The organism is Fictibacillus sp. 18YEL24, from assembly GCF_015903855.1.
GTDB classification, from domain to species: Bacteria; Bacillota; Bacilli; order Bacillales; family Fictibacillaceae; genus Fictibacillus; species Fictibacillus phosphorivorans_C.
Window position 1 is genome coordinate 359,111 of the sequence record NZ_JACZDT010000001.1, and the last position, 18,560, is coordinate 377,670.

Below are 18,560 nucleotides of genomic sequence, written 5' to 3' on the forward strand. Positions count from 1 at the left end.
AATCATATAGTATAAATTAAAATTTAATCCGTATCGCTGATCGGTAAACCGAAGGCTCTTAACATCACTTGTTAAGGGCCTTTTTATTTTGAGGAGGAAGAATATGAAAAAGTTAATCGTATTGGCTTTAATTGGTCTTGTTGCACAATTGATCGATGGTTCACTAGGGATGGCTTATGGCGTTACATCTACTTCATTACTCCTAGTTGCCGGAATTGCTCCTGCAGCTGCATCTGCATCCGTACATCTTGCTGAAGTCGTAACCACTGCGGCATCCGGCGCTTCACACATTAAATTCGGAAATGTTGACCGGCAAGTCGTTCTTCGCTTAATTCTGCCGGGTTCTATCGGAGCATTTGTAGGGGCTTGTTTTTTAAGCAACCTGCCTGGAGATGTAATAAAGCCTTATATCTCAATCTTTCTAATTATCCTTGGAATTTATATTTTATATCGTTTTTTGTTTAAACTTGGAGAAAAGAAAGCAACATCGAAAGGTAAACCCTTTACGAAAAAACAACTTATTCCACTTGGATTATTAGCAGGATTTTTAGATGCTACAGGTGGTGGTGGCTGGGGTCCAGTCACCACTCCAGTCCTTATGGCAAAACAAGATATGAAAACTAGAAAAGTGATCGGTTCTGTGGATACGAGCGAATTCGCTGTAGCAGTATCTGCATCAATCGGATTTTTCATCGCTCTCGGTTGGGAACAAGTAGAATGGTTATGGGTAGGAGCATTAATGTTAGGAGGCGTGGTTGCGGCTCCAATTGCTGCATGGCTAGTTCGTCTCATTCCATCTCACATATTAGGGGTATTGGTAGGAGGACTGATCATTATTACCAACACGAGAACTCTTCTTCATACTCTTGGTGTATCAAATAACATGTTGTTCTCAATCTACTTTGTTCTTGTTGCTTTTTGGGCGGTCGGTATTATCTATGCGGTAAAAAGTAATCCAGAAAATAAAAATCCGAAATTTTTAAAAAATTCTGTTGACTATTGATTTGGACCTATGTATTATAAATCTTAATTCAATATTCAAATCTTCTTATCCAGAGAGGCTGAGGGACTGACCCTATGATGCCCGGCAACCAGCGGAAACGCATGGTGCTAATTTCAGCAGAACAATTTGTGTTCTGAAAGATGAGACTTCGATCGGGTGAAATCATCGGGACCTCTTCTTTTGGAAGAGGTCTTTTTTTCTGGGGTAAGTTGAAACTGAATGCGATTGGATATAAAAAATAACGTTGAGGAGAGATTCGAATATGACTGATCAAAAAGCTGAAAGACAGTATGGGTTTGAAACGATTTCTTTACATGAAGGTCAAAAAGTAGATCCTACAACAGGAGCTCGAGCTGTACCCATCTACCAGACCACTTCATATCAATTCAATTCAACAGAGCACGCAGCGAACTTGTTTGCTCTAAAAGAGTTCGGTAACATATATACGCGTTTGATGAATCCAACACAAGATGCTTTTGAACAGACTATCGCAAAGCTTGAAGGCGGTGTTGGCGCACTTGCTCTTGCATCCGGCCAGGCTGCCATTACAAATGCTATATTCAATATTGCTGGCGCTGGTGATGAAATCGTCGCTTCTACCTCTCTATATGGTGGAACTTATAACCTATTCTCTGTCACTCTCCCTAAACTCGGCATCCAGACTCAATTCGCTGAGATTGATAATCTTCAATCGTTTAAAGATGCTATTACAGAAAAAACAAAAGCCGTATACATCGAGACCATCGGCAATCCGAAAATCGATGTTGCAGATATTCAAGCGATCGCTGACATCGCACATGACGCGGGAGTTCCTCTTATTGTAGATAATACGTTGGCTACTCCTTACCTTTGTCGTCCAATCGAACATGGAGCAGATATTGTCGTCCATTCTGCAACAAAGTTCATCGGCGGACATGGTACTTCAGTCGGTGGTGTTATCGTAGATTCTGGAAAATTTGATTGGAGCAATGGGAAATTCCCTGGCTTGACTGAACCAGATCCAAGCTATAAAGGGATTGTGTATACGGATGCATTTGGTCCACTTGCTTATATATTAAAAGCACGGGTTCAATTGCTTCGAGACCTGGGTTCGTCTATCGCGCCGTTCAACTCCTTTCTATTCATTCAAGGATTGGAAACACTCGCTCTGCGTATAGAACGACATGTTGAAAACACACTGAAAGTAGCCAAGTTCTTAGAGAGTCATCCATCTGTTGATTGGGTAAACTACGCAGGACTTCCAAGCAGCCCTTACTATGAACTTGCCCAAAAATACCTCCCTAAAGGCGCCGGTGCGATACTAACATTCGGGGTTAAAGGCGGTGTAGAAGAAGGTAAAAAGTTGATCGAAAATGTTAGCATCTTCTCTCACTTGGCAAACGTGGGAGATTCAAAATCATTGATCATCCATCCAGCTAGCACCACTCATCAACAACTATCTGAAGAAGAACAAAGAAAATCAGGCGTAAGTCCAGAACTAATCCGACTTTCAATCGGAATTGAAACAGTAGATGATCTAATCTATGATTTAGATCATGCTCTAAAAGCGATCTCACTTTCTCCAAGCGGATTGTAGATTACAACGCTTAAGCTGTTCAAAGGAATCCTTTGAGCAGCTTTTTTTTGGTGCAAAGACTCTTCTCCTGTTAGCAAGTTTCTTAAACGGAAACCCTCTTTTAGTACAACCTTACATACAAATACAGCGTTGTCATAAATAAGTTTCTCCTTACAAATACTACAGGTAACAAATTTTAGAATGAGGGTTCATTATGTCTACCATTGTAAGTGTGATTGTTTCCGTGCTTATATTTCAAATTCTGTTTATTGGACCTCAAGTAGATGCTGGTGTTGTAAATCGTTTCGAAGTTGAAAAGTATGGAGATGTGATCTGGGAAGTTCCTTCAAAAAAGAAACAAGTTGCAATTACATTTGACGATGGACCAGACCCCATATATACCTCTCAAATCTTGGATGTTCTTAAAAAGGAAGGTGTACATGCAACATTCTTTCTAATTGGAAAGCGGGTTGAGAAGTACCCAGAAATCGTAAAAAGAGAGCTAAAAGAAGGACATGAAATCGGTAACCATACGTATAATCACCCTAGCTTCCACACGATTTCAAGGCATAAAGTTGTGGTTGAAACAAGAAAGACTGAGCACCTTCTAGATCCTGCTCATCATTCAGATTATATAAAATTGTTTCGTCCTCCAGGCGGGACCGTTACAGAGAACAGTTTAAAAGTCTTAAAAAAAGAGGGATATAAGGTTATCTTATGGTCTTGGCATCAAGATCCCCGAGATTGGACAAATCCAGGATCTCAAAGGATCGCCAGACACATCCTAACGAATTTAAAAAATGGAGATATTATTCTTTTGCATGATTCTGGAGGTAATCGCAGTCAAACTGTTGCTGCATTAAAGATTATTCTTCCTAAGCTTAAAGAAATGGGTTATGAGATTGTAACCGTTGATGAACTATTAAAAATGCACCCGCGATACAATGAGTTTCACGAAACTGAAATAAATAAAGAAAAAGTCCCCTTACTAATTGAATAAAGAGTGAAAAGAACAATTTGGATTATTAGATTGTTCTTTTCTTTATTATGTTAACTTCCCTACTCCTCCCTTTTAATCCGGGATTCATGCTAAGTATTCGTTTTTAAACAAAAATAAAAGCGCTTGCATTTTATAATCACTGTACTATAATACTTGTATACAAGTATACTCGTTATACAAAAGGAGGTTATTATGTTGAACGATTCTAATGATTTTCTTTATCCTGAGAAGTGGCTTTCTAAAGCTTCAACTGGGGAGCGTGTCGCATGTGAACTGAGAATGAGGATTATCTCGGGACTCATTGAAAGCGGTACCACTCTTTCTGAAAATAAATTAGCAGCTGAATATCATGTAAGCCGCTCTCCTATACGAGAAGCACTTAAAGTTCTATCAAATGAAAACTTAATACGTTTAGAGCGCATGGGTGCAGTTGTGGTCGGCTTAACGGAAAAAGAAATAGAAGAAATATATGATGTTCGCCTGCTTATTGAGACGTTTGTTTTTGAACGCCTCGTAAAAAACGATACTACTCAAGTAGTTAGAGAACTTACAAAAATCTTAGAAATGATGCAGATCGCAATAAAGTACAAAGATGCTGACGAGTTTGCTCTTCAAGATGTCTTGTTTCATGAAACAATCATTCGTTCAATTGATCATTCTTACATCACGATGATTTGGAACAATACAAAACCTGTTATGGAAAGCTTCATTTTACTATCGATGCGCATGCATTTTAACGAAAAATACGATGACCTTTCTCGAATCATGAAGAACCATGAACTCTACATTGATGCGATTTCTTCTAAAAATAGAGAGATCATGATTCAATCGCTTCATCAAAACTTTGATGATGTTCAAGGAAAAGTAGATGATTTATGGATGTCACAACAAATGCTATCGAAAGCACGGGAGCAAGAAAAGGAGTAGATCAATGACGGATATCGACGGTACACAACATAGAAAAAGCTATATGGTAGGAGTCGACATCGGAACTACGAGTACAAAAGCAGTTTTGTTTAATGAAAGCGGAGAAATTCTCTCACAAGAAAACATTGGGTACCCGCTTCATACGCCTAATATTTCTACAGCGGTACAAGACCCAGAAGAAATTTTACAGACGGTTTTGCAAACCCTTACAAATGTAATAAAGAAATCTTCAGTATCATCTAATGCTATCTCTTTCATTTCTTTTAGTTCTGCAATGCATAGTGTGATTGCAATAGATGAAGATGATCAGCCTTTAACTCCTTGTATCACCTGGGCAGATAACCGGAGTGAAGAATGGGCTAGAAAAATTAAAATGCAATATAACGGACATGAGATCTATAAGCGAACAGGAACTCCTATTCATCCGATGAGTCCATTAAGTAAAATCGCCTGGATCGTAAATGATCAGCCTGAAATTGCAGCAAGAGTTAAAAAGTATATTGGAATAAAAGAGTTCATATTCCACCGCTTATTCAATGAATATGTTGTAGATCATTCGCTAGCATCAGCTATGGGGATGATGAATCTGAATAATTTGGATTGGGATGAAGAAGCATTACGAGTCTCTGGGATTAATCGTGACCAACTCTCTACCCTAGTTCCAACGACAACGATCTTTAATCATTGTCAATTGGACATAGCGAAACAGATAGGAATTGATCCGAAAACCCCATTTATCATTGGAGCAAGCGATGGTGTGTTATCAAACCTAGGTGTAGATGCGATTGGTAAAGGTGAAATAGCCGTAACCATTGGTACGAGCGGAGCTATTCGCACCATTATTGATAAGCCGCAAACGGATGAAAAAGGAAGAATTTTTTGCTACGCATTAACAGAGAATCATTGGGTTATCGGTGGACCTGTAAACAACGGCGGTGTTGTCCTGCGCTGGATCCGGGATGAATTTGCGGCATCTGAACTTGAAACCGCAAAGCGATTAGGAATCGATCCATATGAAATACTCACAAAGATTGCAGAACGTGTTCGACCAGGAGCAGATGGTTTATTGTTTCATCCCTACCTTGCTGGTGAACGTGCTCCACTTTGGAATTCAGATGTTCGAGGATCTTTCTTCGGTCTAACGTTGTCTCATAAAAAGGAACATATGATTAGAGCAGCCCTTGAAGGTGTGATCTATAACCTTTATACCGTGTATCTAGCATTGGTCGAATGTATGGATGAACCTGTTAGCAGAATTCAAGCGACTGGTGGCTTTGCTCGATCAGAAACATGGCGTCAGATGATGTCAGACATTTTTGATACAGAGTTAGCCGTTCCAGAAGTTTACGAAAGTTCTTGCTTAGGGGCATGTATTCTAGGGTTGTATGCAACAGGAAGAATAGAATCGTTTGAAGCGGCTTCTGACATGATTGGAAGTAATCATACCCACACTCCAAATCAAGAAGCGGTCAAAGAGTATAGAGAATTGTTACCGATCTTTATCAGTCTATCTAGAAAACTAGAAGAAGATTATTCACGTATTGCAACGTATCAAAGAAGCTTGATTCATAGAGAAAATTAATATTAGGGGGATCTATCATGCCATTATTTATCGTAGCTTGTGGAATTTTAGCATTGTTACTATTGATCATGTATTTCAAGTTAAACACATTTATTTCTTTAATCATCGTATCATTTGGTGTTGCATTAGCACTAGGTATGCCACTAGGAGAGATCGTTAAATCGATTGAAGCAGGTTTAGGCGGAACACTCGGTCATTTGGCACTAATCTTCGGTCTAGGTGCCATGTTAGGTAAACTAATTGCTGATGCCGGTGGTGCTCAACGAATTGCAATTACACTTATCGAGAAGTTCGGTGAAAAGAAAATTCAATGGGCGATTGTTGTAGCTTCATTCATTATTGGTATCGCTCTATTCTTTGAAGTAGGTCTTGTTTTATTAATTCCAATCGTATTTGCCATTTCAAAACAATTACGCGTTTCTATTCTTTATCTGGGAATTCCAATGGTAGCAGCTCTTTCAGTAACACATGGTTTCTTACCTCCTCACCCAGGTCCAACGGTAATTGCAGGAGAATTTGGTGCTAATATTGGTGAAGTATTGCTTTACGGTTTTATCATTGCGATTCCAACTGTTATTCTGGCTGGACCCGTGTTTACGAAATTAGCAAAAAAGATTGTTCCTGACTCATTCAATAAAACAGGAAATATTGCTTCATTAGGCGAACAAAAAGTATTCAAACTAGAAGATACACCTTCTTTTGGTATCTCGGTGTTTACAGCTATGCTTCCCGTCATTTTAATGTCGATTGCAACGGTGATCACACTTGTTCAAAACACGATGGGGATTGCGGACTCGAAGACATTTGAAGTGATCCGCTTTGTTGGTGACGCTTCAACTTCCATGTTGATCTCTTTACTCGTAGCGGTTTATACGATGGGATTAGCAAGAAATATACCTATTAAAACGGTTATGGATTCATGTACAACAGCTATCACTCATATCGGAATGATGCTTCTAATCATCGGTGGAGGCGGAGCCTTCAAACAAGTATTGATAAACGGCGGGGTTGGTGATTATGTCGCTGAATTGTTTAAGGATACAACATTCTCTCCAATCTTACTGGCATGGATTATCGCAGCCATTCTTCGTATCTCGTTAGGATCTGCAACGGTAGCTGCCTTAACAACAGCGGGTCTAGTTATTCCTTTACTTGGCCAGACCGATGTTAATCTTGCGTTAGTGGTACTTGCTACAGGTGCTGGTAGTTTAATAGCATCACACGTGAACGATGCTGGTTTCTGGATGTTCAAAGAATATTTTGGCTTGAGTATGAAAGAAACATTTGCAACTTGGACATTATTAGAAACCATTATCTCAGTTGCCGGACTAGGTTTTATCTTACTTTTGAGTTTGTTTGTATAAGAAATAGAGAAATCCCTATTGACTTAGCCTCGATAGGGATTTTTTATGAAGTCCTATATGTACAGGAATTAGGATTACGCTAGCTGAATATTAAATTCTTCTAAAAGATCTTTAAACGCTGGCCGTTCATTTCCGTCTCTTCCTTTTACATGTGATGCAGTTACAAGTGAGTTTAACACGGCTTCTTCTGTCGCTTCCCCAATAGCTCTAAACGCTAGATCTAAATCTTCTTCATGTATTGTCGGAATGCTAGTGATATGCTTTGGTTTAAAATGAGGAATCTTTGTTGCAGTTGAAAAACCGATGACCACTTCCCCACTTCCGTGAGTAATAAATGAACCTGTTCTCGATAACCCGACTACTGACCTTTTAATGATTCTGTTCAGCTGTCTTTCGGAAACCGGAAGATCAGTTGCAACAATAATCATTACAGAACCTTTGTCTTTTTCTTCCCACGATTTTAGTAAAGCTTCCTTTAGTTCTTGTCCTAGTGCTCTCCCGTTTATTTGCAAGTCACTTAATATCCCAAAGTTTGATAAAACAAGCACTCCAATCGTATACATCTTTTGGTCGATCGAAAAACACCTAGAAGCCGTTCCAATGCCACCTTTTAACGAATAACAAAGCATACCTGTCCCTGCTCCAACACTGCCTTCTATTACATGTTTCCCTGCATTTTGTAGTGCTTCTATTACATGATGTTTCTTTATAAACTGTGCTCTTACATCATTTAATAACATGTCATTGCATTCACCAACGATAGGATTTACCGTTCCAGTTGTTCTGCCGATCTCAGGGTTTCGTTCTAACATATATTGAATGACAGCATCTGCTGCTATACCGATACCTAAAGTGTTCGTTAGAATGATAGGAGTTTCTAATACGCCTAGCTCTTTCATCTGGATGGTTCCCATCGTTTTTCCGAATCCGTTGATCACATGACTGGAAGCAATAAGTTTCTCCCTAAATGTATTTCCTTCATGAGGAATGATTGCTGTAACTCCAGTTTGACAATTTCCTTCGCTTAATGTCACATGCCCTACTGAAACACCTTCTACATCTGTAATCGAGTTGTTTAATCCTGTCTCAAGTTTCCCGATCTTCACACCAAAATCTCGAATTCTTTTCTCTTGCAATATTAGCACCTCTCTATGCTTAGCTGAAATCTCGTTTTTGAAGATATTCTTCATAAGCTGATATCTTTTTACGCAACATATCATCAATTTCATTTAAAACGTGTATCTGATTTTGAACATGTTCCTGATGATTTTTTAACAAACCCAATCTTTTTTGAGTGGTTCGATCCCCTTGTAAGAATAACGAAGCATATTCTTGAATCTGAACAAGCGGCATTTTCGTTTCTTTTAGTTTAATAACAAAACGGAGCCATTGAAGATGAGATTCTGAATATCGTCGATCTCCATGTTCTGTTCGTTCTGGTGTGATGATCTTTTCTTTTTCATAAAATCGCAGTGTATGTGTTGTTACGTTAAGAAGTTTAGCAACTTCTCCGATGGTATACATGTTAAATCACCCCAACAGTTATCTAGTTCCTTGACTTAGAGTTTACTCTAATCAGTATAATAAAACACAAGAACAATCACCAAGTTAAAAAAATATAAGGAGTGATTTTTATGAAATACACAGTGATTACGGGAGCGAGCTCTGGAATCGGATATGAAACAGCACTTGCATTTGCTGCTAGAGGTAAGAATTTAATACTTGCAGCGCGGAGAACTGAGGAACTTGAGCAGCTGAAATCAAACGTCCTTTCTCAATATCCAAAACTGGATGTTGTTGTTCGAACCGTTGATCTTTCAATTATATCGAATGTGCATGATTTCTACGAAAGTCTTAAGAAATATGAGATTGAAACATGGATCAATAATGCTGGTTTTGGGAATTTTGCTTCTGTCGGAGAGCAAAATTTAGATAAGATTGAAACGATGCTTCACTTAAATATTGAAGCATTAACCGTTCTTTCTTCACTTTTTGTTAGAGATTATGCCAATGTGGAAGGAACACAGCTTATCAACATATCTTCTGGCGGAGGCTACACGATTGTTGCAGACGCTGTAACGTATTGTGCATCCAAATTTTATGTGAGTGCCTTTACAGAAGGACTTGCACAGGAATTAAAAAGTACAGGACAAGCCATGCAAGCAAAAGTATTGGCTCCAGCTGCTACTGAGACAGAATTTGCGAAGCGTTCCATGGATCTCGAAGACTTTCAGTATGAAGGAACTGTTCCAAAATTTCATACAAGTAAAGAGATGGCTGAATTCTTACTGAAATTATACGATAGTGAGAAAATAGTTGGTATCGTTGATGGTGAGACCTATGAATTTCACTTAAAAGACCCGATCTATCCGTATGTATCGAGACAAAGAAAATAGTCGTATCACCTCTGAATTATGATAGACTGAATCAAGAAGTTTAAGAAGTCTCCTGTTGGAGGTATGCACATGTATTCAAGCGAGATAAGAAAAAAGAACCATGATCGAAAAAATGTGAATACTACTTTAAGCCATTCGTTATACACTGAGATTAAGGCATTAGCAAAAAAACTTGATAAACCAGCGAATGAACTTATTGAAGAAGGTATGGTTCATGTGTTGAATCAGTATAAGAAGAACAAGAAGTAAACACGAAAACGCACAGTATAAAACCTGTGCGTTTTTTTACCTTTTAGTGAACTAATCGACTTAAATTACAACAAGTTGGATAAAAAGATAATATAGTTTTTAAATTGTATTTTCTGGGATGTGACCAACGTGAATCCTTATGTTGATGTAATTATTCGATCTATAATTGCCTTTTTTTCTATATTTTTTGCTGCTCGTATTTTAGGCAAACAAACCGTATCAAGAATGACGATCTTTGACTTTATCGCTGTCGTCACGCTCGGTTCTGTCACTGCAAACTTAGCATTTGCCTTAGAAGTAAAAGCGCGTTATATCTTTCTCGTGTTTTTTATCTTTGTTCTTCTTATCTATCTTTCTGCTTTTCTTTCCTTAAAGAGTAAAAGGGCTCGAAAGTACGTAGCTGGAGATCCGACAGTAGTTATTGAGAACGGGAAAATATTAGAGCATAATATGAGAAAAATGCGTTATACTCTGGATTATTTGAATCAACAGCTCAGACAAAAGGATATCTTTTCAATCGAAGATGTTGATTATGCTCTCGTTGAGAACAACGGACTTCTCTCTGTAAAGAAAAAAGAAGCGCACCTTGCTGTTACTCGCAAAGACTTACAAATCTATAAAGAGGAAGTAAGGCTACCCACCGAGTTGATGATGGATGGTGAGATCCTACTGAACAACTTAAAAGAAAATAATATCTCTAAAGAATGGCTGCTCTCAGAACTCAAGAAACGTAATCTTACTATTGAAAGTGTAGTATATGCGCTACTTACTAGCAACAATAAACTTTATATAGATATACATGATGATAAACTACACTCTCCTATGGATATTGAGTAAACAACTTGTGAATTAACAATATGTTTTTTATCGTTTTGACATATCAATAATTCTTATTGGATTTCCTGAATCATCTGTGAAAATAGCATAACGACCTGGTGGGATATCACATGGTTCTTTAACAAATCTAAGAGAGTTTTGGTTTTCTTTGAAATATTCATCCACGCTATCTACTAAGAACACACTTCCAGGGCCAAATTCACGTTCAAATTCATCATCTTCTAATAGAATCTGGGTTTCAGTGTTTGTCTTAAACGATACGGTATGATCTCCTTCTCTCCATGCCTCTTCCATTCCTAATATATCCCTATAAAAAATGACCGCTTTCTTCATATCTTTAACTGGTTGAGAATGAAAAACTAACTTCATGTAAACATTCCTCCAATACCATATTTTTACACATAAATGATTTACGTAAATCGTAATTCATTTACGTCCCCTTGTCAACATGGTAAAATAACTACATGAAATCAAATATTCCAATTACAGGATCAGCGAGAGAGAAAATATTACAGGAAGCTATAAAAGCATTTGGTACGCAAGGCTATGAAAAAGTAAATGTGCAACATTTAGCCAAAACTACAGGTGTAACAACAGGAGCTCTTTACCATCACTTTGGTAACAAGTTAGAATTGTATAAAGTTGTCCGGGAAGAAATAGAACGAAGAATAACGAGCAGAATGGAGGCTGCTGCTGAGGTTCATGAAGATTCACTATCATCACTTAAATCTTCTATGATTATAGGATTTAACGCGGCTGTTAAGTTAAATGTTTATACACTTTTAAGCGAACCTGATGTTAGCTTAAATCAAGATCTTATTGCTGTACTCTTTAATGAAATAATGAATGAAGATACACCTGGAGTAGAGGTACTCCTTTCTTCCCTATTGCGAGCTGCATTGAAAAATGTATCAAACGGTATGTCTCCTGAGGATGCTAAGCAAGCATTGATCTGGTTTATTGAAAAAATATAATTTATCCTCTCAAATGGTCTTGCTTGTGTATCTAAAAAAGAGACTTTCAAAAAAGTCTCTTTTTAAGTTTACATAATAATATTATAGAATACTTATTTCCAATTCTGCTCAATGAAAGTGTCTCTGCCTGAGGTTTCGCGCTCTTCTTTATACGCTTTTGGGTTTTTCTTGTAAAAATCTTGATGATATTCTTCAGCTTCATAAAACACGTTTGCTGGTAAAATTTCTGTTACGATCGGCTTTTTGAACTTTCCGCTTTCTTCTAAGTTCTTTAAAGATTGTTCAGCAAGTTTTCTTTGTTCTTCCGAATGATAAAAGATCGCCGTTCTATACTGACTTCCACGGTCGATAAACTGGCCTTCATCATCCGTTGGATCAATTTGTGGCCAATACAGATCTAACAATTTTTGATACGGAAACACCTCCGGATCAAATGTGATTTGAACCGCTTCACGATGCCCGGTCTCACCCGTTTTAATCTGTTCATAGGTTGGATTTTTAAGTTCTCCACCTGTGTAACCTGATACAATACCATGAATGCCAGGTAGCTCATCAAACGGTTTAACCATACACCAGAAGCAACCCCCTGCGAATGTTGCGAGCTGTTTATTACTCAAACTTATTCCTCCTAAAAAAACAAAATTCATAACAAGATTTTATCGTGATAGACGAAAAAAGAACAGTGATTGCACTTATCTATTCATAGGATAACCCATATACTACATACACTGTAAGCACTATGGATAAAGTGCGGTGAGGAATTTGAACTTTAAAGAAATCGAATCTGAAATTTATAAACGGTGTAATGAGCTTCTTTCTCTCCAAAAAACGGATGGGACTTGGCGTTTTTGTTTTGAGAATTCTGTAATCACAGATGCGTATATGCTCATTTTATTACGAACCATAGATTACAAAAATGAAAACCTTATTAAAAGGATAGCCGCTCGAATCCTTTCCAAACAGTCTCACGATGGCTTATGGCGTGTATATCCTGATGAGGAGCCTGCGAATTTGTCAGCGACTATCCAAGCCTATACAGCTCTTTTGTATTCGAAGCCCCACTCACACACTGCAGAACCGCTTCAGAACGCAAAACAATTCATTATAAATAATGGTGGATTAAAAAATGCCGACCTTCTAACAAAAGTCTTTTTAGCCATGAACGGTTTATATCACTGGCCAGAGCTACCGATCGATCCAGCCATTCTCTTTTCACTGCCCCTTACTTCTCCCATTAACCGTTATGATATCAGCAGCTATGCTAGAGCTCACTTTGCTCCTGTTCTGTTGATGATTGAAGGTAAAAAGAAACTAATTTCAAGCTACACACCTGATCTATCAGTATTATTAGGAAAATTAGATCAAGGTTCTAACATAGAAGATTGGATAAATCTGTTCTCCTTGTTGAACATTAGAGATTCATTCATGAATACGAAGAAAGACAACATTAAGTCTTATATACAAAATCATATCGAACCTGATGGAACACTTCTTAGTTATGCCTTAACCACGATTTTCATGGTGTATGGTCTGCTTTCAGAAGGATTTGATCGATCATCGCCGGTTATTCAAAACGCTCTGAACGGGTTGATGAAGATGTTTTGTGAGGTAGATGATACGCTACATCTGCAGAATTCACCATCCACTACATGGGATACTTCTCTCATTCTTTATACATTGCTTGAAGCGGGTGTTCCCCAAACAAACGCTCAGCTATTAAAAGGCGCAAGATTTCTACTTACACAGCAGCAGAATAAATATGGTGATTGGTCTGTTCATAATCCAGATGCAACCCCAGGTGGCTGGGGCTTTTCCATAGGTAATACGCAACACCCTGATTTAGATGATACCCAAGTGTCACTCCGTACAATCGCACAATACTGTCGTACACACTCTTCTTATTATTCAAGCTATGAAAAAGGGCTTGCATGGCTTTTGTCTATGCAGAACGATGATGGAGGATGGGCAGCATTTGAAAAGAATACAAATCGTTATTTGATTGGAAGCCTCCCCATCAAGCACGCAAAAGACGCTCTAGTTGATCCTTCCACTCCAGATATAACTGGCAGGACTTTAGAGTTCTTAGGAAATTACCACGGCATGGAACAAGATCATCTCTCAATAAAAAAAGGTGTGAGCTGGCTACGAGCGAATCAAGAAGTGGATGGTTCATGGTATGGACGATGGGGTGTTTGTTATATTTACGGAACGTGGGCTGCCGTTACAGGTTTAATCGCATGTGGTGTTCATCCAAATGATAGACAAATTCAAAAAGCGAAAAACTGGTTACATTCGGTTCAAAATGAAGATGGAGGTTGGGGCGAGTCATGTGAAAGTGATTCTAAGAGAAAGTATGTTAGCTTAAACAAAAGTACACCTTCTCAAACAGCTTGGGCGCTTAACACATTAACTGCCATCTCGGATCAACCTGATCTCAGTATGAAAAGAGCAGTTACCTGGCTGTTTTCTAAACAAGAAAAAGCCAGCTATCCAACAGGAGCCGGCTTACCTGGCGCTTTTTATATCCATTACCATAGTTATGATAAAATTTGGTCGTTGCTTGCACTCTCTCACTATTATAAAAAATACTATTGAGAAGAATCATCTGCAGTTTGATCTAAATTCTTATCTTTCTTTCGCAAAATACCTATACCCAAAACAACAAGGAGAACCAGATATAAAGAAAACCACCATAGCGTCCAATTTCGTCCTACAAAATCTGTGAATTCCATTGAATTCGTGTGGATATGGTTACTCAACGCCCAGATCAATAATCCAGCCGGGAGCAAAAAGGGATGATAGTTCGGAAACTTTGATAGATGCTGCAATCCCTTTAATGCTGTAAATAAACAAATGACAATCTTAACAAGAATACCAAATATCCATACAACACCAATAATGACCTCTACCCTCTCAAAAATATTGATGATTGATATATCTCTCATCAACTCATATGTAGGATAGCTTTGTCGTTTTACCATATAAGCACCTTCTACTCCTACAGCGATAAATACAGTTAAGATCAGGGCGCTACCACCAAACAAGATTCCTGCTAGATAATTTTTAGAGAGTTTATTTTTGTTCTTCACATAGGTAAGAACACTTCCTAACAGAATAATCTCGATAAAAGGAAATCCCGTTGTCGTGTATGCACCTTGCGAAATTCTTAACATCCCTTGTTCAAAAAATGGCTGCAGATGTGAAAATCTGAACTGATTCGTAGTAAGGGCTAACGAGCAAATAAAAAAGAGAATCATAAAAGGCGTTAAAAACTCATTTACTCGACCGATGTTATTTAACCCATAAAAGCAGGAATATATTGCAAGTAAGATGATCATGATCTGAAAAGTCCATGGACTTGACTCTGGTATAACGTTTGAAATCATAAAGTTACTAAGGTTTCTAACTACGTAGGAAGCTAAGTGGAGTGCAAAAAAGATGATTAAGATATTTAATATCGTTCCCACCACCTTACCTCCAGCTACTTCGGTTATACGAAAAATAGAGCGAAACTGGTAACGTTTCAGAATCATTATCCAAGTTACATTTAAGATCAAACCGATTATTACCGCAATAATCATGGAAATCCAAGCATCCTGACCTGAAAAAAAAGCAGTTAAATTAGGTGCCATTAATAAGGAACTCCCCATTATAAAACTGATTACGATTAAAACAAGCTGCCATCGATTTATAGTATGGTTCATGTTTATCCTCCAAACATCAGTTTATATAGTGGTGAATATATAGAATCGATCCATTTAGAAAAAGGAAGCCATTGTCTGTTTGAAAGGAATGTTGCCAAATTCATCATTGAAAAGATCCAAAAAGTCGTAAGTGTAATACGATAGGATTTATTTTTGCTCATGAATGGTTTCCACCCTCGCTCCTACAGATTCAAGTTTTATGGATACATTCGTTTCTAGTTCAACATCGGAGAACTCTTCTCTCCAATTTTCTTTGTATTTCTTCCAAACTTCAGGATGTTTATTATAAAGTAACTTCCCAAATCCAAAAACATCCGTTTTTTCTTTCTGTGCTTTTTTCACCGTGCTTTTGATATGACTTGCTAACTCCTCATTTACTCGTTTTTCCATATCAAGCAGGGTCGTTGGATTACCTACATCTACTGCACATGTCACTTCTTGTAAAATGGCTTTCCCTTTAACATTTACAACATATTTCAATTTACCATTTTCATAATGGACCTTTGTTTTTGAGTCAACTTCTTTTACCATGAATCCTACGTTACCTTTCTGACTATCACATTTATGACTCAAAATAAAGATATCCTTTACTCTTTGATTGATTATTGACCAACCTCTCGTTTGATCATTGTTCAACCAAGTCACCATCTTCTCTTTGTTAAAGACTGCCAGTCCTGATATTCGATAGGTCTTATCATTTGCAATAATATTTTCTAAATTGGATGTTTCACTTTGACTATCGCTAATCTTAACAATTTCTACCCCTTGAATGACTGGGTCCCTAAACTCACCATATCGCCAACGAACAACGTCTTTTTCTTTAATTCCTTCAGATATCCCGGTAGAGGTAGCCGCTAATCGGACTCTATTCTTTAATGATTCCCCAGGATTTTTAAAGATTGGAGTATACATGGATAAGATGTCTTTTGCTGTAGAATTCTTAGCAACAAACATGATGAGATTATCCCGAACTTCATGGTTTCGTTCCATAAAATCAAATAATGGAGCAATACCTTTTGTTCTTGCATATTTTTCTCCTATTATTACACTTGTAATATGTGAAAAAAGTAATTTTCTTGGCAAAATATTTCTTCCATTTTCAACCGCATCATAAAGTGTTTCACCTGTTACCGTATAGGTATATACCGCTCCTCCAGATCCCCCTGATGGTGCACCACCTTGTCCACCTGCTGTGCCTCCTGGATTCACCACCTGAAAATGAACGATAGTTTTATCTTTTTTATAGTCCACACCAATAGACGATACGATCAAGAGTTCATTGAGTTCAATCCGACCAGCACATCCAGATAGTATTAATGAGAATGAGATGATTACAGCAACTATATTCCACCTTCTCATGATTTTTTTACCCATTTTCTATGCAGCTTCGTTTGTGTCCACCATAAAGGAAGACGAAACAGGCTGTCTTTTTGTTTCCCAGATTGAAAAGGGGCTAACGGCGAGAAGTAAGGTTTCCCCATTGAAGTTAGTGAACAAAGGTGGATAAGCAGTCCGATCATGAAAAATATCATGCCAAAGATGCCTGTTGTTGCTGCTAAGATCATCAGTACGAATCTAAGCAATCGTGCAGCGCCACTAAACCCATAATAAGGTGAGACGAAGCTGGAAATTGCCGTTAATGAAACGACGATTACAATCGCTGGTGAAACAAGTCCTGCTGCTACCGCAGATTCACCGATTACAATTGCTCCAACTATCGATACAGCAGAACCGATAGGACGCGGCATTCGAATACCGGCTTCGCGCAAAATTTCAAAGATTGTTTCCATGACGAGTGCTTCAACGAAAGCTGGAAATGGTACACCTTCCCTCTGAGCCGCTAAACTGACTAGAAGATTAGTTGGAATCAACTCTTGATGAAAGGTAGTGACTGCAATATAAGCCGCTGGAAGTGCTAACGAGATCATGAAAGAAATAACTCGAATCACACGAATGAAGCTAGAGAGATCAAAGTGATGGTAATAATCTTCAGCCGCTTGGAAAAACGATATAAATGTTGTTGGTGTGATAAGGACGAAAGGTGTACCCTCAAACATAATTACAACGTTGCCTTCAGATAGTGCTGCAGCTGCAACATCTGGTCGTTCTGTAGATTGAAAGGTGGGGAACGGAGAGTATCCGTTCTCATCGATCAATTCTTCAAGCATTCCACTCTCGAATATTTTATCAGTGTTTAGATTTGATACCCTTTTTATCACTTCTTGTAAGACTTCTTGATCGACCTGGCTTTCTAGATATGAAACTAAAATCGTTGTTTTCGTTATTTTTCCTACTTCAAATGGCTTGAAACGCAAAGTAGGATTTGAAATCCGGCGTCTCAGCAAGGTTGTATTGGTCTGAAGTGTTTCAATAAAACCTTCACGTGGTCCTCTTACCATTGTTTGTGCTTCAGGTTCTTCTACACCGCGTGTCTCCCACGTTTCAAGGGGAATAGAATATGCCTCGCTCATACCGTCTACAAAAATAATGACCTGTCCTTTTAAGACGGGTGTAATGATTAGATCGAAATGAGGACAAGGACTTATCATTGCAGAAACTTCCGTTTGATGGATAAGGTCTTTCGGTTGTAACTTTTTATTTTCTAGTTGTGTGCGTTTTATAGGTTCAATAATGGATAATTCTAGTTGTTGTTTGTTGATTAATCCTTCGATGTAACAAATAGCAAAAGGAATAGGCATCTCTAAAAACTCTACGATTTTTACATCGATACTCTCTCCTAGAATGTTCTTAATCTCTTTAACATTCGTCTTTAGATCAGAGGATACATGAAGATGGTCATAATTTTCAGTTGATGATGTGGAATCGTGACGCTTTCTTTTGAAAAATTGCTGGCTCATCTCTTTTCCTCCTTCTAAAACATTGATGTTCTCAGCTTTTGTAACTGTCTTCTGTTTTATACAAATTAGGAAAATGGTAAAACACAAAAACCACCTGCATCTAAGGACAGG

19 protein-coding genes and 1 riboswitch are annotated in these 18,560 nt (G+C 38.0%); of the genes, 11 read left to right on the top strand and 8 right to left on the bottom strand.

The features are described from left to right. Positions 1–103 precede the first annotated feature (103 nt). From HU823_RS01755 to HU823_RS01780, 6 genes are all read left to right on the top strand, one after another. Positions 104–1,003, top strand: coding sequence for a sulfite exporter TauE/SafE family protein (locus HU823_RS01755; protein ID WP_197220926.1), 900 nt, complete (start codon positions 104–106; stop codon positions 1,001–1,003). A gap of 42 nt (positions 1,004–1,045) precedes the next feature. Then, a riboswitch (SAM riboswitch) is annotated at positions 1,046–1,150 on the top strand. A 115-nt stretch (positions 1,151–1,265) separates the two neighbouring features. Then, complete coding sequence (locus tag HU823_RS01760; protein WP_144700294.1) at positions 1,266–2,579, top strand: homocysteine synthase; 1,314 nt, start codon at positions 1,266–1,268, stop codon at positions 2,577–2,579. 193 nt (positions 2,580–2,772) lie between these two features. After that, positions 2,773–3,558: a polysaccharide deacetylase family protein gene (locus HU823_RS01765; RefSeq protein ID WP_197220927.1), complete on the top strand. Its 786-nt coding sequence runs from the start codon at positions 2,773–2,775 to the stop codon at positions 3,556–3,558. 192 nt (positions 3,559–3,750) lie between these two features. Continuing rightward, positions 3,751–4,485 (top strand): GntR family transcriptional regulator, encoded by a 735-nt coding sequence (locus HU823_RS01770; RefSeq protein ID WP_370629998.1) that lies wholly within the window; start codon positions 3,751–3,753, stop codon positions 4,483–4,485. A gap of 43 nt (positions 4,486–4,528) precedes the next feature. Then, a complete protein-coding gene (gene gntK / locus HU823_RS01775) occupies positions 4,529–6,067 on the top strand; it encodes a gluconokinase (RefSeq protein WP_197221360.1) in 1,539 nt (512 codons plus the stop codon). Between the two features lie 17 nt (positions 6,068–6,084). Beyond that, a complete protein-coding gene (locus tag HU823_RS01780; RefSeq protein ID WP_144700291.1) occupies positions 6,085–7,431 on the top strand; it encodes a GntP family permease in 1,347 nt (448 codons plus the stop codon). A gap of 74 nt (positions 7,432–7,505) precedes the next feature. Here the strand turns inward: HU823_RS01780 and HU823_RS01785 are convergent, their stop codons facing one another. Both HU823_RS01785 and HU823_RS01790 read right to left on the bottom strand, forming a co-directional pair. After that, positions 7,506–8,570 carry a P1 family peptidase gene (locus HU823_RS01785; protein WP_370630034.1) on the bottom strand — a complete coding sequence of 355 codons (1,065 nt, stop codon included), beginning with the start codon at positions 8,568–8,570 and terminating at the stop codon, positions 7,506–7,508. Between the two features lie 16 nt (positions 8,571–8,586). After that, positions 8,587–8,955 (bottom strand): MerR family transcriptional regulator, encoded by a 369-nt coding sequence (locus tag HU823_RS01790; RefSeq protein WP_144700289.1) that lies wholly within the window; start codon positions 8,953–8,955, stop codon positions 8,587–8,589. A 110-nt stretch (positions 8,956–9,065) separates the two neighbouring features. Here HU823_RS01790 and HU823_RS01795 point away from each other — a divergent pair, with 110 nt between their 5' ends. From HU823_RS01795 to HU823_RS01805, 3 genes are all read left to right on the top strand, one after another. Then, a complete protein-coding gene (locus HU823_RS01795; protein WP_197220929.1) occupies positions 9,066–9,827 on the top strand; it encodes an SDR family NAD(P)-dependent oxidoreductase in 762 nt (253 codons plus the stop codon). A 69-nt stretch (positions 9,828–9,896) separates the two neighbouring features. Beyond that, positions 9,897–10,076 (top strand): hypothetical protein, encoded by a 180-nt coding sequence (locus tag HU823_RS01800; RefSeq protein WP_144700285.1) that lies wholly within the window; start codon positions 9,897–9,899, stop codon positions 10,074–10,076. Positions 10,077–10,205: 129 nt separating this feature from the next. After that, positions 10,206–10,913 (top strand): DUF421 domain-containing protein, encoded by a 708-nt coding sequence (locus HU823_RS01805; protein ID WP_197220930.1) that lies wholly within the window; start codon positions 10,206–10,208, stop codon positions 10,911–10,913. A gap of 27 nt (positions 10,914–10,940) precedes the next feature. Here HU823_RS01805 and HU823_RS01810 read toward each other — a convergent pair whose 3' ends face one another. Next, positions 10,941–11,282: a VOC family protein gene (locus HU823_RS01810; protein ID WP_144700281.1), complete on the bottom strand. Its 342-nt coding sequence runs from the start codon at positions 11,280–11,282 to the stop codon at positions 10,941–10,943. A 95-nt stretch (positions 11,283–11,377) separates the two neighbouring features. Here HU823_RS01810 and HU823_RS01815 point away from each other — a divergent pair, with 95 nt between their 5' ends. Beyond that, positions 11,378–11,887 (top strand): TetR/AcrR family transcriptional regulator, encoded by a 510-nt coding sequence (locus HU823_RS01815; protein ID WP_197220931.1) that lies wholly within the window; start codon positions 11,378–11,380, stop codon positions 11,885–11,887. 92 nt (positions 11,888–11,979) lie between these two features. On the opposite strand, the gene msrA is transcribed toward HU823_RS01815, so the two are convergent. Further along, positions 11,980–12,504, bottom strand: a complete 525-nt coding sequence (msrA, locus tag HU823_RS01820; protein ID WP_370629999.1) for a peptide-methionine (S)-S-oxide reductase MsrA — start codon at positions 12,502–12,504, stop codon at positions 11,980–11,982. A 145-nt stretch (positions 12,505–12,649) separates the two neighbouring features. On the opposite strand from msrA, the gene HU823_RS01825 reads away from it, so the two are divergent. Continuing rightward, positions 12,650–14,482 (top strand): terpene cyclase/mutase family protein, encoded by a 1,833-nt coding sequence (locus tag HU823_RS01825; RefSeq protein WP_197220933.1) that lies wholly within the window; start codon positions 12,650–12,652, stop codon positions 14,480–14,482. Here HU823_RS01825 and HU823_RS01830 read toward each other — a convergent pair. From HU823_RS01830 to HU823_RS01845, 4 genes are read right to left on the bottom strand one after another with little or no spacing between them, the layout of a single operon-like run. After that, the gene (locus HU823_RS01830; protein WP_197220934.1) at positions 14,476–15,591 is read right to left on the bottom strand and encodes a GerAB/ArcD/ProY family transporter; all 1,116 of its coding nucleotides are present in this window, start codon (positions 15,589–15,591) and stop codon (positions 14,476–14,478) included. The two genes, HU823_RS01825 and HU823_RS01830, sit on opposite strands and share 7 nt — an antisense overlap. Before the next feature lie 2 nt (positions 15,592–15,593). Continuing rightward, the gene (locus HU823_RS01835) at positions 15,594–15,752 is read right to left on the bottom strand and encodes a hypothetical protein (protein ID WP_197220935.1); all 159 of its coding nucleotides are present in this window, start codon (positions 15,750–15,752) and stop codon (positions 15,594–15,596) included. Beyond that, the gene (locus HU823_RS01840) at positions 15,739–16,950 is read right to left on the bottom strand and encodes a Ger(x)C family spore germination protein (protein ID WP_186320517.1); all 1,212 of its coding nucleotides are present in this window, start codon (positions 16,948–16,950) and stop codon (positions 15,739–15,741) included. Before HU823_RS01840 ends, HU823_RS01835 begins: the two co-directional genes overlap by 14 nt. Further along, positions 16,947–18,449 (bottom strand): spore germination protein, encoded by a 1,503-nt coding sequence (locus HU823_RS01845; RefSeq protein ID WP_197220936.1) that lies wholly within the window; start codon positions 18,447–18,449, stop codon positions 16,947–16,949. The genes HU823_RS01840 and HU823_RS01845 overlap by 4 nt, the downstream gene beginning before the upstream one ends. Between the last annotated feature and the right edge of the window lie 111 nt (positions 18,450–18,560).

Coding starts and splice junctions, on each gene's coding strand:
- HU823_RS01755 (WP_197220926.1), top strand. CDS start 104: ATGAAAAAGTTAATCGTATTGGCTTTAATTGGTCTTGTTGCACAATTG.
- HU823_RS01760 (WP_144700294.1), top strand. CDS start 1,266: ATGACTGATCAAAAAGCTGAAAGACAGTATGGGTTTGAAACGATTTCT.
- HU823_RS01765 (WP_197220927.1), top strand. CDS start 2,773: ATGTCTACCATTGTAAGTGTGATTGTTTCCGTGCTTATATTTCAAATT.
- HU823_RS01770 (WP_370629998.1), top strand. CDS start 3,751: ATGTTGAACGATTCTAATGATTTTCTTTATCCTGAGAAGTGGCTTTCT.
- gntK (WP_197221360.1), top strand. CDS start 4,529: ATGGTAGGAGTCGACATCGGAACTACGAGTACAAAAGCAGTTTTGTTT.
- HU823_RS01780 (WP_144700291.1), top strand. CDS start 6,085: ATGCCATTATTTATCGTAGCTTGTGGAATTTTAGCATTGTTACTATTG.
- HU823_RS01790 (WP_144700289.1), bottom strand. CDS start 8,955: ATGTATACCATCGGAGAAGTTGCTAAACTTCTTAACGTAACAACACAT.
- HU823_RS01795 (WP_197220929.1), top strand. CDS start 9,066: ATGAAATACACAGTGATTACGGGAGCGAGCTCTGGAATCGGATATGAA.
- HU823_RS01800 (WP_144700285.1), top strand. CDS start 9,897: ATGTATTCAAGCGAGATAAGAAAAAAGAACCATGATCGAAAAAATGTG.
- HU823_RS01810 (WP_144700281.1), bottom strand. CDS start 11,282: ATGAAGTTAGTTTTTCATTCTCAACCAGTTAAAGATATGAAGAAAGCG.
- HU823_RS01815 (WP_197220931.1), top strand. CDS start 11,378: ATGAAATCAAATATTCCAATTACAGGATCAGCGAGAGAGAAAATATTA.
- HU823_RS01830 (WP_197220934.1), bottom strand. CDS start 15,591: ATGAACCATACTATAAATCGATGGCAGCTTGTTTTAATCGTAATCAGT.
- HU823_RS01835 (WP_197220935.1), bottom strand. CDS start 15,752: ATGAGCAAAAATAAATCCTATCGTATTACACTTACGACTTTTTGGATC.
- HU823_RS01840 (WP_186320517.1), bottom strand. CDS start 16,950: ATGAGAAGGTGGAATATAGTTGCTGTAATCATCTCATTCTCATTAATA.
- HU823_RS01845 (WP_197220936.1), bottom strand. CDS start 18,449: ATGAGCCAGCAATTTTTCAAAAGAAAGCGTCACGATTCCACATCATCA.